The organism is Clostridia bacterium (assembly GCA_036562685.1).
Lineage (GTDB): Bacteria > Bacillota > Clostridia > Christensenellales > DUVY01 > DUVY01.
The window spans coordinates 1-16,381 of record DATCJR010000097.1; the positions used below are offsets into that span (position 1 = coordinate 1).

General features: G+C 34.2%; 16 protein-coding genes. 3 read left to right on the forward strand and 13 right to left on the reverse strand.

Annotated features, from left to right (window positions below):
• Nucleotides 1–37 precede the first annotated feature (37 nt).
• The 8 genes from VIL26_04560 to VIL26_04595 form a co-directional block, all read right to left on the reverse strand.
• Nucleotides 38–172 carry a hypothetical protein gene (locus tag VIL26_04560; GenBank protein HEY8390207.1) on the reverse strand — a complete coding sequence of 45 codons (135 nt, stop codon included), beginning with the start codon at nt 170–172 and terminating at the stop codon, nt 38–40.
• Between the two features lie 3 nt (nt 173–175).
• Entirely contained in the window at nt 176–1,012 is an 837-nt protein-coding gene (locus VIL26_04565; protein HEY8390208.1) for a DNA integrity scanning protein DisA nucleotide-binding domain protein, read from the reverse strand.
• 16 nt (nt 1,013–1,028) lie between these two features.
• A complete protein-coding gene (locus VIL26_04570; GenBank protein ID HEY8390209.1) occupies nt 1,029–1,268 on the reverse strand; it encodes a hypothetical protein in 240 nt (79 codons plus the stop codon).
• A gap of 203 nt (nt 1,269–1,471) precedes the next feature.
• A complete protein-coding gene (locus VIL26_04575) occupies nt 1,472–2,740 on the reverse strand; it encodes a M28 family peptidase (GenBank protein HEY8390210.1) in 1,269 nt (422 codons plus the stop codon).
• Nucleotides 2,737–3,300: a hypothetical protein gene (locus VIL26_04580; protein HEY8390211.1), complete on the reverse strand. Its 564-nt coding sequence runs from the start codon at nt 3,298–3,300 to the stop codon at nt 2,737–2,739. Before VIL26_04580 ends, VIL26_04575 begins: the two co-directional genes overlap by 4 nt.
• 7 nt (nt 3,301–3,307) lie before the next feature.
• Complete coding sequence (gene holA, locus VIL26_04585) at nt 3,308–4,264, reverse strand: DNA polymerase III subunit delta (protein ID HEY8390212.1); 957 nt, start codon at nt 4,262–4,264, stop codon at nt 3,308–3,310.
• Nucleotides 4,261–4,809 (reverse strand): hypothetical protein, encoded by a 549-nt coding sequence (locus tag VIL26_04590; GenBank protein HEY8390213.1) that lies wholly within the window; start codon nt 4,807–4,809, stop codon nt 4,261–4,263. The genes holA and VIL26_04590 overlap by 4 nt, the downstream gene beginning before the upstream one ends.
• Nucleotides 4,810–4,871: 62 nt before the next feature.
• A complete protein-coding gene (locus tag VIL26_04595) occupies nt 4,872–7,016 on the reverse strand; it encodes a ComEC/Rec2 family competence protein (protein ID HEY8390214.1) in 2,145 nt (714 codons plus the stop codon).
• A gap of 89 nt (nt 7,017–7,105) precedes the next feature.
• Between VIL26_04595 and VIL26_04600 the strand changes: the two genes are divergently transcribed.
• Both VIL26_04600 and VIL26_04605 read left to right on the forward strand, forming a co-directional pair.
• Nucleotides 7,106–8,620, forward strand: coding sequence for an oligosaccharide flippase family protein (locus tag VIL26_04600; protein ID HEY8390215.1), 1,515 nt, complete (start codon nt 7,106–7,108; stop codon nt 8,618–8,620).
• A 50-nt stretch (nt 8,621–8,670) separates the two neighbouring features.
• Nucleotides 8,671–9,009: a cupin domain-containing protein gene (locus tag VIL26_04605; protein ID HEY8390216.1), complete on the forward strand. Its 339-nt coding sequence runs from the start codon at nt 8,671–8,673 to the stop codon at nt 9,007–9,009.
• A 41-nt stretch (nt 9,010–9,050) separates the two neighbouring features.
• Here VIL26_04605 and clpX read toward each other — a convergent pair whose 3' ends face one another.
• From clpX to tig, 3 genes are all read right to left on the reverse strand, one after another.
• On the reverse strand, nt 9,051–10,295 hold the full coding sequence (gene clpX, locus VIL26_04610; GenBank protein ID HEY8390217.1) for an ATP-dependent Clp protease ATP-binding subunit ClpX: 1,245 nt from the start codon (nt 10,293–10,295) through the stop codon (nt 9,051–9,053).
• A 2-nt stretch (nt 10,296–10,297) separates the two neighbouring features.
• Nucleotides 10,298–10,900: an ATP-dependent Clp endopeptidase proteolytic subunit ClpP gene (clpP, locus tag VIL26_04615; protein ID HEY8390218.1), complete on the reverse strand. Its 603-nt coding sequence runs from the start codon at nt 10,898–10,900 to the stop codon at nt 10,298–10,300.
• Between the two features lie 111 nt (nt 10,901–11,011).
• Entirely contained in the window at nt 11,012–12,343 is a 1,332-nt protein-coding gene (gene tig, locus VIL26_04620) for a trigger factor (GenBank protein HEY8390219.1), read from the reverse strand.
• A 210-nt stretch (nt 12,344–12,553) separates the two neighbouring features.
• On the opposite strand from tig, the gene VIL26_04625 reads away from it, so the two are divergent.
• Entirely contained in the window at nt 12,554–14,275 is a 1,722-nt protein-coding gene (locus tag VIL26_04625; protein ID HEY8390220.1) for an NFACT RNA binding domain-containing protein, read from the forward strand.
• Nucleotides 14,276–14,278: 3 nt separating this feature from the next.
• Here VIL26_04625 and glmS read toward each other — a convergent pair whose 3' ends face one another.
• Both glmS and VIL26_04635 read right to left on the reverse strand, forming a co-directional pair.
• Nucleotides 14,279–16,075 (reverse strand): glutamine--fructose-6-phosphate transaminase (isomerizing), encoded by a 1,797-nt coding sequence (glmS, locus tag VIL26_04630; GenBank protein HEY8390221.1) that lies wholly within the window; start codon nt 16,073–16,075, stop codon nt 14,279–14,281.
• A 1-nt stretch (nt 16,076) separates the two neighbouring features.
• On the reverse strand, nt 16,077–16,381 hold a 305-nt coding region (locus VIL26_04635), incomplete at its 5' end, for a phosphoglucosamine mutase (GenBank protein ID HEY8390222.1).

Consider the following 16,381-nt stretch of genomic DNA (forward strand, 5'->3'; position numbering starts at 1 on the left):
CATAGTTTTTTCCTCTGTATATTAATATTATGCCAAATTATATACTAATACTCATAAAAAGCCAAAACAAAAAGCCTAAAACAATTGAAAAAACTTTATATTTTATATCCTTAACAAAAATCGATTTTAAGCCCGTTAAAAAGGCATTTTCTTGTTTGATTTTTTGTTCCATACCTTATTTCCTTCTGCGTTTTTTTGTAACAGGCTCGGGTGCGCGCAAGCCGTAAAATTCAGTCAAAATATTATGCAACATATTAGAATCAAAATACCTTGCAAGTTCACCGTCTTTTGCTACTGAAATAACACCCGTTTCTTCAGACACTATTATTGTTAACACATCATAGTTTTCGGTAATGCCTATGGCAGCTCTATGCCTTGTACCCAATTCTTTAGGAAGATTGGTATCTTGAGAAAGCGGCAAAAAGCATCCTGCCGCAATCAAGGTGTTGCCCTTGATTATTACAGCGCCGTCATGCAAAGGTGATTTTGTATTAAAAATACTCTCAATTAAAGCCGAACTGATTACAGAATTTAGCTTAACTCCGCTTTCAATAATATGCGAAGGAACAGCGTTTGCAACCAACACAATCAAAGCACCCGTATTGCTTTTTGAAAGCGATTGGGTAGATTTTATGATTTCTGAAATTGTATTATTAAGTTCTTCATCAGAGATTTCAGAATTAGCAGTAAAATGACTAGCTACTTTTCTAGAACTTATAAGCTTCAAGAAATTACGTCTAAGTTCGGGCAAAAAGGCTAAGAAAAATATTATAAGTGCTACTCCAAATAAAACATCAGAAACTAAATATAAAACAGGCAATTGGGAAGCAAAATATCTTATAAATAGATATATCGCTATAAAAAGCAATATGTATTTTATAGCTCTCAAAGCATTTGCATGTTTCAAAAACATAAAAATGCCATAAAAAATCAAAACAAAAACTACGATTTCTATGACATCCCAACCGTTAAAACTTTTAAAAACATCAGCAATCTTAGTAAAAAAGTTCATCAAAAAGCCGCCGCCATTAATTAATATATTTTGTATATACATTGCTGAATGCCGATAACACTTCTCTTGCTTCCATCAAGTCAATAATGTTTTGGTTCATTTTTTTGGAAAGCTCCAAAGCCGTATCGTAATTAGTATAATCTCCTTCTACTACCTTGGAAAAAGCTTCGTTTAGCTTAAGAGAATTTTCTTGTGTATCTATAAGCTTTAGTATATATCCGTAAAGATAAATTAAAAAATCACATTGTGCTTCCACGTTTGTTTTAACTCCGTTTCTATAGTAAAAACAACTTTAATATAGAATTATTATACTCGTATGCACTATAATTTACAATAGAAAAAAAGCCAAAAATATATGATTTTGCCTATAAAAAGTTAAAGTATTTATCAATCTAACAAAATTTGACAATTTATTATCTTTTTTGCAATTTCAATATTTTTGGCACGAAAATATAATAACTAATAACCGTCAAACGGGTTTTTGTTTTCTCCGTTTTGATTATAAGGTCCTTTGCTGTTTTCGTATTCATCTCCAAAAACAGAGGTAGGCGGCGCTTGTCGTATCTTTATCACAGGCATAGGATAACGGTTATTAAACTGTCTTATCAACAGCATTACAATAACTCCCATTATTATTATCAAACACAGCTTAAGATATGCTATAAATCTTGTGTCAAGCATTAGTGAATAATCTTTTTTATTGGCTAAGCTATCCTGCATACTTTTTACAAAGTTATCATTAGTCAGTGTGTAATAAATAATATCTGCAGCATTGTTCATTTTTTGTAAGAAAGTATCGCCATAATATTTTCTTAAGATTTCTAGCGTATCGTTTTTGGTATAAATTATTGAAGGATGCTTTTCCGATTCCACCATACCAATTTTTTTGGTTGTATCCCAATTTCTAGAGAAGAAATGCGCACTATTAATTCCGTTCTTTAAAAAATTCAAATTCGCGCTGTTAAGTCCGTAATGCATATACGGCGTAAGAGATGTAGGAATAGAAAATGTCTTTTTGTTCTTTGGCGGCAATTTTAACGCTCTGTTATTGTCGTCCGCTATCTTTTTTATAAATTGCTGATGTATAGTTTCCAACTCATCGCAATAAAGATATAGATAATCTCCACCGCCAACGCAGTCAAGGTCTATTACAAGCAAGGTGTTTTCTTTTTCGCTTGACAGCATTTTTGACACATAATAACTAGATCCATTAAGTCCCGGTTCTTCTGCACCTAACGCCAAGAAAATTATATTAAAGTCCAAATCTACTTGGATTTTTGCAAAATAATCCGCCAAAGCAAGCATAACAGCAACGCCCGTACCGTTGTTATATGCTCCTTCCGCTTCAAAGCCGTTAATTTCTTCAGAACCATATATATTATCATAATGGGCGCAAATAATAACCTGTTTTTCCTTTTGATTGTTTATTACGCCTATTATATTTTGAGATGTTTGAGTTTTTTTGTTGTAATCAACCTCAAAGTTCTGAACCTGTGTTTCAAGTCCAAAATCTTCAAATTTTTGCTCTATCCATTTGCCTGCTTTTTGCTCGTTTTCGCTAAAACTCGTTCTATCAGGATTATCTTGCAAAAAATCTATAAGATACTGTTCTATACCAGTGATTACTTGAATCTGCTCGTCTTGTGCACTTACTGTTTTTGAAATGCCTGTAAAAAAGAGAGTAAAAGAGACCAGAATAATAAGTAATAACGCCGTTATCTTTTTCATAGCACACCTCCAAAAACATCCAGTATAGACATCAAAACATTAAATCCATGATATACGAAGAAAATAATCGCAGTTGCTCTCAAGGCTCTTGCCCACAAAAAGTCAGGCAGAAATCTTCTTGAAATGAGATGATAAGCAATATATAAGAAAATAGAACTAATCAAAAAGTCAACTAGAGTTCCTATCACCTGCAAAAGCGGGAAGAAAAAGTATATGAGATGGAAAGCTCCTAAAATCAGATAATTAAAAGTAAAAACCACTCTTGTATAATGATATACTTTGGGTTTGTTTATGACTACTAGTTGCATTTTAATAAAATAAACCACCACACGCATTATGAGTTCAAAAATGCCGTAATTGATAAGCCCTCCAATAAGATAAAACCACCAGCCAACAGTTTCAGCAGACGCTCCATTTCCCCAAAGCATCGTATATGCGATCATAGTCATGTCTTGAGAAGCATAGGCGCATGAAAATATCATGCTCGCCATAAGCATTAATACACCTACATAAGCAGGTATTTTATCAATTATGTTATTTATACTTTTAGACAGTTTCATATCTCTCCTAAATATTGATTATATTAAGAATAACAGCATCTGCTGCTGCAACTTTGTCTAATTTTCCGCTTTTGATGCGAAATTCCATTGATTGAAGTTCGTCGCATATTTTTTTCAGCTTTACTGCGCCGAAACTTTTGGAATTATTGAGCAAATATTTGAATGCGTATTCATTGACGCCTAACTGCTTATATAAATCATTTTGGTTTTTATTGACAGCAACATACAGCAGTTTTCTAAAATACGCATACACCGCATTTATCAGATAAACATCGTCTGAAGCATATGAAAGAGTATTCCAGATTCTAAATGCTTCGTCAGGCTGTTTATTTGCAAGGCAGTTTGTAAGCTCATATATTTTATATTCATCGTCTTTAATGGCAATATCTTTCACATCTTGTTCGGTAATTTTTTGGTCAATCTTATAAGACAGTATTTTTTGAAGCTCAGTATTTATTCTGCCCATATCCTTAGAACAATAAGCAATCAAAGTGTCAATCGCTGCCTTTTCGATATTGTCGTTGCATTGCTTTTTTATAAACTGCACAAGCTCTGTGTTTTCAAGTTTTGAACAATCTATAACTTCTGCTTTTTTGGAAAGTTTAGCAAGAAATGATTCTTCGCCGCTTATCACCAAAATAGAACTAGGATTTGGTTCCTCTAAATATTCTAATATCTTTTTGCCTGTATTTTTTTGTCCGTTTGATGACGTTTTGGACACAGAAAAATCAAGCGCAACCACTACCCTATAATCAGAATCCCAAGGCATTACCTTTAATGCATTTACAATGTTTTCTTCGTCTTCGTTTTGGTTGTATATAACCGCATTAATCAGAGGGTTATTGGCAACCGAACACAGCATATCAACGGCCGAATTGACCAGCCATTTGTCTTCGCCCATTACTATATAGCATGGACGAAACTTTTTGGATTGTATATGTGATTGCAAAGCATTATATTTCATTTATTATTTTCCTCGTTTGAAACGGTATAATCGCCTTTTTTTATCAATATTGTCTGCTTAAAATCAGAAAAAGTCGTTTTTATATAATCTAAAAACCTATCTAGCACTATGCCCATAACCAAAGAATATATTGATATTCCTATCGGGATAAGGCTTATAAGTCCCCAGATGATATTTTCTGCCGTTCCCCATATAAAAATAGAAATGACATTGGCTGTTTTTAATATTATAGAAATAAGATACAGCAATCTTTTGGTCTTTTTGTTCTTTATATAACCGCCTATCACTAAAACATAAAAAGCAAAGCCTACGGTCAATAATCTCAATCCTAAGGTAAACCAAGCAAATATCACTCTTCCTAGATGATTGGTCACATCAAAATAATTTGAAATAGAACCTTTTGAGACTATTAATTCCAAAACAATCATCAAAACAGTCAAAGCCAAAATGATGATACCTGAAACCAGCCTAAAAATCCAAATCCTCTTTTTTATGGCTTGTAGTGTATCTTTTATATTAAAAAAGTCTAATATTTTTTGCTTCATTTCTTTGCCTAGAACGTAAAACTATTCAAGTCAAACCAATTCTAACATAAAAACACTTTTTACTAAAGCAAAATAGCAAAATTGCCTTTTTCATACATATTAATAACATTTTGAACTGGCGTTTCTATTTTATCATAAACCAAACAAAGCATAAAGTCCAAATATTGATTATATGTCTTAGAAACTATTATGTCAGTACCGCCGATTAAAGTATTAAGTATTTTTGAATTTTTCTCATCTTTTATTATAGGAAATAAAATTGATTTTTGATTAGAAATGATCTTTGTTCCAAGTCTTGCGCCGTTATAGCTGTAAGAATATATTTTTAGACCTTTGATAGTGTAATCAATGTTATCAAAAATTTGAATGACATTGATTTTGCTGCTTACTTCTATCTCATCACATAACGCCCAGTCATCAGTAACAATCACTATTTCATCAGCACTAAAGTCTGTTGATATTTGAATCAGGGCATCTATTTTATATGGCGTTTTGGTTATAATTATCCGGTCTAGATTTCGTATTTTTTTATTTATTAGTTCTTTTCTTATTTGCCAATAGTTATAATCATTTATTTCGCCTACTAAATATTTTGAATTATCAGAAGTGGTTATTATACCGATAGGATACGAACCTTCAAAAGCAGTAAATGTATTTTCTTTATAAACACTTGCAATATTAGTAAAAGTTACTAATAGTCCAAAAAAGACGGCCAATGCGGTTACTGATATTGCTTTTAATTTGTTAGGTATATTGATATAGCCGCCTAAAACAAAAATGCCCAAATAATAAATAATTGCAAGTCCGCCCAAAGAAAAGATAATTATATTGGCATATTTAAAATTTTTAATCAAATATGTAGCCTTGTTGACTGTCCATATAATCCACCCTGACGGCTTAACCAAAAGCCCAAGGATTGGAACAACAAGCGAAATAATACAGCCAGCAAAAAGCAATACAAAGGCGATATTGACCAATGGCAAAAGAACGATATTGAAAGGCAAAGAATAAAGCGAGAATGAATTAAAATAATATGCCATTAAAGGATATATGCCGATATTGGCTGACAATGTCATTGATATTAATTCGCTTATATAATTTGCTAACTTACCTTTAAATAATTTTTTCAGCATATTTGCAATAGGAGAATAAAGACAGATGATAGAAAAAACGCACGCAAAAGAAAGCAAAAAGGATACATCATAAATATAAAGCGGCTTGATAAGCAACAAAACAATAGATGCAAAACCAAGGCTGTTTAGAGAATCATGTCTTTGTCCTGTGGCTTTTGAAACCAGCAGCAAAATTCCCATAATACCAGCTCGCGCAACCGAAGGCACAAATCCGCATATAGCGCAATAAAAAATAATAATTATGGAAGTGATCAAAAGCTTAAAAAATCTCAGCCCCTTGATGCGTGAAAACAAAAAACTTATGCAGATTATCAAAAAGCTAATGTTCATGCCCGATACAGCCAAAATATGCGCTAGCCCCGATGTTTTGTAGTTTTGCGTCAACTGGTCTGATATATAAGCTTTTTCACCCGTAATCATAGCATAAGCCACCGAAGCGGTATCAAAATCCTTGATATTATCAAACACTATTTGCTTTAGCTTACCTCTTATATAAGACAAAGCATCTATCTTGCCGCTGTATCTTCGCACATCGTATTCAGTGCAGCTTAAAGTGTATTTTATATCATTTCGATATTGCTCATAATTGACGCTGTTGTTTTTGAATAACTTCTGAGGATTTAACGAACCGCTGTATATCAACAACTTATCTCCAGCTTTGAGATTATATAGATAGCTGATATTGTCTAAAGCAATTCTTACCCATACCTTTCCGCTTATTTTTGCACCGTTGACTTTGATGTCTTTTCCCACAGCTGTCAATATATCTTCATCAGAATTGATGTCGTCTGTTAATGTAAATATAATTTCCCCGTCTATTTTTGTTTTAGCTTCCCAAAAATTAATTGTCCAAAACACTGAAATAAGACAACAAAAGCACATAGCACTTATCAGGGCAATATTCAAAATCCGCCGTTTAAAAAACATAATTACACCAGCGACCAAACAGCATAATATCAGACACAAAATTCCCCAAAAGTAATTTTGACGATTAATTTCGCATATTCCTAATATTAGTGCCCCTAACATTATGCTGATAAAAAACAAAACTCGATAATTAACTAATCTTTTCATTCCTTTTTCGACTAATTTTTCAAAATATACACTTTAATTATAAAGAAATAGACATATAAATACAATAAGATTTATAAGGAGAAAAACATATAAAGGACTTATTAAAAACAGCAGCGACCATAACTGTCTTTTCCATATTGACAAAAACTTTGGGCTTCTTCTTCAGAATTTATCTTTCTCATACGCTGGGAGCAGAAATGATGGGGGTATATCAAGTAGCCTTTTCAGTTTTTATTGTGTTTTTGGTTATGGTTACAAGCGGGATACCTATTACGGTTACCTCGCTTACAGCTAGATCGCTGTTTGACCGAAATATAAATCAACATTCTACAATAAGCGCGGCAATAATCATAAACTTGGTTACCGCTGGTATCGCTATTTTTATAGTGCTGTCTTTTCAAACTATGTTGAAAAGGATTTTTACTAATCCTTTGAGTTTTGGAATACTTTTATATCTGATGCCTGCTGTAATATTTTCATCTATTGGTGATGCTTTTAAAGGAAATATTTGGGCAAAAAAACATTACTTTTCTGTTTCTTTGATAGAATTATTAGAGCAATCAGTAAGAATACTGATGTGTATCATATTATTTTTATTCACCCAAAACACTATATTAAGAGCCAACCTTGCGGCGATCTCGCTTTCGATTGCCTGTGCGGTAAGTTCATTGACAATGTGCTTTTATTATTACAGACTAGGCGGAAAAATAAGCCCGTCAGACGGTCATGTGAAAAAAGTTCTTGAAATGTCTGCGCCTATCACCATAATGCGTGTTTGTTCGGCGTTAGTAAGCTTTTTGATTGCTATAATTATCCCTAACAGATTAATGGCTTCAGGACTTAGCGGAAGTCAGGCAATGGAAATTTACGGCTCTAGCGTGGGTATGTCCATGGGCTTTTTGTACTCGCCTATTACGCTTACTGGAGCATTAGCTGTCGCATTAGTGCCTAGACTAAATGAAGAGTATGAATGCAAAAACTTGGTATGTCTTGGAAACACAGCAAAAAATGCCCTGTCTTTTTCGATTATGACCGCATCAATATTTATACCGCTTTATCTAGTGATGGGCAAAGAAATCGGTGATTTCGTCTTTAATAACCATTTGTCAGGCGTATTCTTGATGCGTGCTGCAATAGTGATTATATCTTTGACAATAGAACATATTACATCGTCAATGATGAATTCTATGGGGCTTCAGTATAAAGCATTTCTTAGCTACATTATGGGCACTTTGATTTTAATTATAATCATATGGTTTTTTACTCCCATTATGGGACTCAACGCTTTGATACTTGGGCTTGGCATTTCCAATACTTTTAGCACAGTTATGCATATTTATCATATAAAAAAGCTCACCTCAATGAAACTAGATTTTTTAAAGACTTTGGGTATGAATATTGCGTTTATGATCCCCTCTTGCGCACTTACACTTGTATTAAAGTCACTGCTAAAATTCGCTCCTGAAACTATAAGCTTCTTTATTTGTTCTTTTGTCGCCATAATATCCATAGTGATTTTCAATATATGTTTTGGTTTGTTGGATTTGTCAGCATTCTTTACCTTTAAAAAAAGAAAAAAGCCCCAGCTTTTAAAACAGAGATAAATATAGTATACTAATCAAAAAGGTTATTTAAAAAATACAGGAGATGTTTTATGACCAATTACTTAAAAAATATTGATTTTGAAACAGTACAAGAACTTTCATCTTTGGTTAGTTTCCAAAAAGGTCAAGTGATAAGCAGAACTTTGGCTCAAAACAAACATGTAAGCGTTACTTTGTTTTCTTTTGATCAAGGAGAAGAAATTTCTTCGCATTCTTCTAAAGGCGATGCAATGATTCATGTCTTTGAAGGAACAGCCAAGATCACTATAGATGATAAGGACTATATAGTAGAAGCCAACAAAAGCATAGTAATGCCTGCAGGCAAACCTCATGCCGTTTATGCACAAACACCTTTTAAGATGCTTTTGGTTGTTGTTTTCCCTGAATAATTAAAAAAGCGGTTTTAAAGAAAACCGCTTTTTTTATCTTATTAACTTGCTTTTTGGATTTCCAAAACAGGTTTGGATTTTTTTGTTATAACATCTTCATTAATAATTACTTTTCTTATATCTTGCTCTGAAGGTATTTTATACATAATATCCAGCATACAGTCTTCCAAAATCGCCCTTAGACCTCTTGCCCCAGTGTTTAAGGATATTGCTTTCTTGGCTATTGCGGATATTGCTTCAGGTTTGAATTCAAGCTCTACGCCGTCCATAGACAGCAACTTCTGATATTGTTTGATAAGAGCGTTTTTGGGCTCGGTCAAAATCTTGACAAGCGCGTTCTCATCCAGTGCGTGCAAGGAAACCACTACGGGCATTCTGCCTACAAATTCGGGGATCATACCAAATTTGATAAGATCCTGAGGCTGAGTATCTTTTAGAAGTTCGCTTACCTTGACGTCCTTGGGACTTAACACATTGCCTGAGAAACCAAGGCTTGCATGGTCGCCTCTTTTGTTAATAATCTTATCAAGTCCTACAAACGCACCGCCCAATATGAACAATATATTGGTTGTATCTATCTGCATGCATTCCTGATGAGGATGCTTTCTGCCGCCTTGTGGAGGCACATTTGCCATTGTACCTTCAATAATCTTTAACAATGCCTGCTGTACGCCTTCACCGCTTACATCACGAGTGATGCTTACATTTTCAGACTTTCTTGCAATTTTATCGATTTCGTCTATATAGACTATTCCTTGTTCTGCTCTTTTGATGTCGTAATCAGCATTGACTATGAGTTTTAGCAAAATATTTTCGACATCTTCACCTACATAACCTGCTTCGGTCAATGTAGTAGCATCTGCAACTGCAAAAGGCACATCCAAAATCTTAGCCAATGTCTTAGCGAGCAAGGTTTTGCCGCAGCCTGTAGGTCCTAGCAATAAGATATTGCTCTTTTCTAGTTCTATTCCGTCTTTGAAAGACTTGCCTTTCATCGCGTTGCCGACATTATAATTAATTCTCTTATAATGGTTGTAAACTGCGACGGACAATACTTTTTTTGCATCATCCTGTCCGATTATATAGTTGTCAAGTTCAGCTTTTATTTCTTCGGGTTTTGGAAGCTCTTTTATTATAGGCTGAGGTTTTGTGTCTTTTTTGATTATATTAAGACATTCATTTATACAGCTTTCACAAATGAATACTCCGCTAGGTCCTACAACCAAACGGGACACTTCACTCTGGTGTTTTCCGCAAAACGAACATCTAAAATCTTTTTCAGTCAAATTTAGCTCCTTTTAACAAAAATCTTGTCAATCAGACCGTATTTTTGCGCCTCTTCAGCTGTCATAAAATTATCTCTGTCTATATCTTTTTCAATCTTAGCTTCGGGCTGACCTGTCATCTGCGACATGATTTTTATCATTCTTTGTTTTGTTTTTAGAATATGTTCTGCCTGAATAGCTATATCAGTTGCCTGACCTTGCGCACCGCCCAAAGGCTGATGAATCATAATCTCGCTGTTAGGCAATGCAAATCTCTTTCCCTTTGCACCAGCTGCCAGCAAGAACGCACCCATAGAAGCTGCAAGTCCTACGCAAATAGTGCTTACATCGGGCTTAATATAGTTCATGGTGTCATAAATAGCCATGCCTGCACTGATTACTCCACCAGGGCTGTTGATATATAGACATATATCTTTATCTGTATTTTTTCCTTCCAAATAGATAAGCTGTGCAATTACTATGTTTGCGGTAACATCGTTAATCTCGCCGTTTAAAAATACTATGCGGTCTTCTAATAGTCGAGAATATATATCAAAAGATCTCTCGCCCCTTTCGGTCTGTTCAATGACCATAGGGATCAATGCGCTGTTCATAATCTTATCCATATCTTTATTCATATTATCTACCTCACTTATTTTATAACCGACTCACTTATTTTATAACCTATTTTTGGTATTTATTCCGCAATCTGTAAAACAGCCTAAATAAATTTTATTTTATTTACAATGCGCACAATGAGCTTTGGTTTCTTTAGGTTCAACTTCAATGAATTCATTCTTTTCTTTCAAGAATGTAGTAAGCTTGTTCATTGTTATTTCATTATACATATAATTATATTGCTGTTCACTTACATTCTTTTTATATTCATCAACGCTCTTCTTTGCTTTTTCAGCAAACTCAGCGAACTTAGCGTTCATTTCTTCTTCGGTTGCGCCTAAATTCTCACGCTTAATTATTTCTTCAATTGTCATACGCATCTTAACTGTTTTTTCAGCTTCAGGTTTGCGGTCTTGTCTAAACTTCTTTTCGTCAGAGTTGATATATTTGAAGTATTGGTCAAGTTTTAGTCCTTGATATGACAATCTCATTTCCAAATCTTTTACTATGTTGTCAAGCTGATGCTCAATCATAACTTCGGGAATTTCTGTCTTGGTTGCAGCCACTATTTGATCAAGCAGCTTGTTTTCTTTTTCGTTTTCAGCATTGCGTTGACGCGCTTTTAGTAGTCTATCCTTAATTGATGCCTTGTATTCATCCAAGGTTTCAAAACTGCTAGTGTCTTTTGCAAATTTGTCATCAGCTTCAGGAAGTTCTTTAACAAAAATCTCATGCAGCTTAACTTCAAAAACAGCAGGTTTTCCTTTTAAATTTTCAGCGCCGTAATCATCGGGGAACTTAACATTGATGTCTTTGGTTTCACCTATTTTCATGCCGATAATCTGATCTTCAAAGCCATCTATGAATGTATGGCTGCCGATAGTCAGTTCGTACTTTTCTGCTGTGCCGCCTTCGAACTTAACGCCGTCAACTGAACCTGAGAAGTCAATTACAACAATATCTCCGTCTTTAACTTCTCTGTCTGTTACGGAAACTTTTCTAGCCGCTCTTTCTCTTAAATGATATAATTCATGATCTACATCATCATCAGTTACTACAACTTTTTCAGTTTCAACTTTCAAACCTGTATATGCGCCAAGCTCAACAGGGGGTTTAACCAAAACCTTGCATATTATTGTCATGCTTCCGTCTTCTGCTACGTCGTCTATGGTAACATCGGGACGGTCAATGGGTTCTATGTCCTTTTCCTTAATCAATATTTCAGTATATGCTTTTGAAAAAACTTCATTAAAAGAATCTTCAAAAAAGATTGAGGGACCATAAGCAACTTCTAATGCCTTTCTAGGAACTTTTCCTTTTCTAAAGCCGGGCAAACTGTATTTGTGTTTGTTGTGCTGATAAGTATGCTCAACAGCTTCCTCCCACTCTTGTTTGTCAATTTTTATTGAAAGCTTAACTTCTTTTTCCGATTTGTCCACTGTGTATTGCATTTTTAAAAACAATCTCCTGTTATATATGTTTTATGCTGTCAAAACATTATACCCAAACAAACAATGTTTGTCAATTGCACATACCTGTATTTAAGGTCCATTTGTCACACAATTATTTGACAAAATTTTTACCATTATAATTTATTATTGCGCGTTTTGATTGTTATCATATATAATAAAAAGACGAAAAAAGATTTTTGAGGTCAAATAATGCCTTTTGATTCACTGACGCTAACAGCAGTAAAAAATGAATTAAATCAGTCTATAATTGACGCAAGGCTTGAAAAAATCTATATGCCTGCGTCTAATATTCTAGTTTTTAATTTTCATGGCAAAAACGGCAGACAAAAACTGCTTATTGCTTTGGATAATTATGCCCGCATTCATTTGACCCAACAAAATTTTGACAATCCGTTAAATGCCCCTGCCTTTTGTATGCATTTGAGAAAATATCTAAACGGAGCAAAGCTTGTCAATATAACTCAGCCCAAATACGAAAGAATTTTGGAATTTGAATTTAATGTGCTGAACGAATTAAGAGATAATGTTAGCTTTAAGGTTATTGCTGAGATTATGGGAAAATACAGCAATGTTATAGCAGTCAATGAAAACGGCATTATCACAGAATGCATCAAGCATATCTATCCTAACATCACTTCAACCGATACTATTGCAAAACGCGCGTTATTGCCTAATATTGCTTACACATATCCAGAAACAGAAGGCAAAATCACTATAGATGATTATGAAGAGTTTATAAGCCGCTTAATGCAATTTACAGGCGGGGCTTTGGATAAATATATAATGGGCTTTTTAAAAGGCATTGCTCCTTCTACAGTAAGCGAACTTGTATCAGATATTATACCGGAATTAATTGACGAAGAAGTATCTAAAATTATTTATAAAAGATTTTATGATTATGCTGATAAGGTAAAAAAAGGCGACATTTTTCCCGTAGTTACATTTTCCAACGACGGCGAGCCTGACGACTATTATCTTTTTCCTCAAAAAATCAACAGTAATCGATCAGTCAGCTTTGATTCAATCAATCAGGCTATTGACAGCTGCATGAGTCAAAAGACAAGCATAAGTTCGTTTAAGGTAAAATATAACGAGTTGTTTCAAATCCTTAAAAGCTTAGCATCAAAAGCCGAAAAAAGGCGTGTGTCGGCAGAAACAAAACTAAGAGAATCAGCGTCAGCAGAAAAATATAAATTATATGGAGAATTGATTTTGAGCAATCTTCACAACATAAAATCCCGAACGGATAAGGTTGAATTATTCAATTATTATGACAATACCAATATCACTGTTCCTTTGGATATAAAATTGACACCTCAAGCGAATGCTCAAAAATATTATAAAAAATATAATAAATCCAAAAAGACAGCTGAAGTAGTCACACAGCAGATCAATGAAGATAATGAATTTATTGAATATATTCAGACTATCATAGAGAGTTTAAGACAGGCAGAGACATTACAGGATCTAGAAGATATTGCGGCTGAAATGAAACAAAATGGATTTATAAAAGACAATACAAGAAAGTCAGAAAAAGAAATCAGCAAACCAAGACAATATAAAGTTGACGGCTTTTTGATCAAAGTGGGACGCAATAACGCACAAAATGACCGTTTGGTCAGATCTTCAAAACCTGACGATATCTGGCTGCATACCAAGGATATACACAGTTCTCATACAGTGATTACAAGCGACAAAAAAGTTGTACCCAATCATGTGCTTGTAATAGCCGCAGAAATAACCGCATATTACTCAAAGGCGCATTTATCCCAAAACGTACCTGTTGATTATACTTTTATAAAATTTGTAAAAAAGCCGCCAAAAGCGGCTTTGGGAAGAGTAATATATACCGATCAGCATACGCTGTTTGTTAATCCCCAAAAGAGAGATGAATATAGAATAAAAAATTAAAAATTATTCTACCGTTACAGACTTGGCTAGATTTCTGGGCTTGTCGGGATTATAACCTTTGTTTACCGCCATATAATATGAAAAATACTGCAAAGGCATAACGCCTAAAACAGGCATAAAATAATCATTGGCGGACGGTATATGTATTACATAATCCACAAATTCATTTTGAACAATGGTTTCATCCTGTGTAATTGCTATTACCTGCGCACCTCTCGCCTTTACTTCATACAATGCGTTCATAGTCTTGTTGATAAGTTCTTTTTGGGTAAGCAATACAATAACCAAAGTATCTTGTTCAATTAATGCAAGCGTTCCATGCTTTAATTCGCCGGCCGCTAATCCTTCACTGCTTATATAAGAAATTTCTTTTAATTTAAGTGCGCCTTCAAGCGCCACAGCATAATCCAAACCGCGGCCTAAGAAAAACACCCTATTAGCATTGCTAAATTTAAGCGCTAATTTTTCTATATCTTCATATTCGTTTTTGATAATGTCACATTTAGCAGGCAACACTCTTAATAATTCTTCATATTCTTCAGTTTTTATTGCTCTTTTTATTCTTAGCAAGCTAAGCGCCAAAATAAACATTACAATAAGCTGAGTATTATAACTTTTGGTTGCTGCAACGCCTATTTCTGGGCCTGCGATTGTAGGCATCACATAATCTACGTTTTGGGTAATACTACTTGTGCGCACATTGGTAACCGCTATAGACTTAGAACCTAATTTTCTTGCGTATTTTAATGCCGCTAAAGTATCTGCTGTTTCTCCGCTTTGGCTTATTGCTATAGTCAAAGTTTTGTTTGAAATTATAGGCTTTTTATATCTAAATTCACTTGCTATATCAATATTGACAGGAATTCTTGCAAGTTCTTCAATCAGATATTTTCCTACTAGCCCTGCGTGATATGCTGTTCCGCAAGCTACTATCGTGATATTGTCAATATCTTTTACAATAGGCGACAATTCTGCGTCTATATCCTTATCCAAATAAAACTGCAGAGTCTTTCTAACCGCATCCGGAATTTCTCGCATTTCTTTTAGCATATAACTTCCATTTTCTTCCGGTCTTAATGAATTTAATGAAAAATCAATTGTTTGCGGAGTCTTTGAGATTTCTTGTAAGTCCTTATCGTAAAATTTTATATCATCTTTGGATAAGCAAGCGTATTCATAATCTTTCAAAATATAAACCTGATCTGTATGTTTTATTAATGCGGTTATATCGCTGGCAACATAATTAGCATCCTTGCCTTTGCCTATTACAATGGGACTGTCTTTTTTTACAGCATAAATCTTATCAGGCTCTTTCTCGCACAAAATTGCCAAGGAATACGAGCCCTTTAGCAATGCTGTAACTTGTTTTAACGTTTGAAGCATATTGCCTTTGTAGTTGTTGTTTATCAGGTGTGCTATAACTTCGGTATCAGTTTCGCTTACAAACTTTACACCCATAGTTAGAAGCACGTTTTTAAGTTCGGCAAAATTTTCTATTATGCCGTTATGTATCAATGCGATTATGCCGCTTTTATGTGGATGAGAATTGATATCAGACGGTTTGCCATGCGTTGCCCATCTGGTATGACCTATTCCGCAACAACCTTTCAAATTCGTCTTAGAAACTTCTTCTATAAGTTTTTCAGGGCTGCCAACCTTTTTTATTATTTCTATTTTATTTTGATTGTTGATCACAGCGATACCTGCGCTGTCATAGCCGCGGTATTCAAGTTGCTTTAATCCATCTAGCAATATGTTAACACAATCATTATTACCAACATAACCAATAATTCCACACATATCACTTAACCTCTGAACTAATTTTTTTTACTATTTCTGCGATTTCCTTTGCTTTTTCTTCAGATAATTTCGCATCCATGCATTCGGTCATAATTCTTATTTTAGGCTCTGTTCCAGATGCTCTAACCAAAAGACGACCTTTGTTGGCTATTTCTTTGCCTATTCTCTTTAGTTCAGATTGCAAGTATTCATTAGCCAAAACTTTGTGTTTGTCGCTGACTTCAATATTAATATTGACTTGTGGATATACATAAAAATCATTGAGCTCTTTTATGGATTTTTGAGTCTTTTTCAAAACGCTGACCA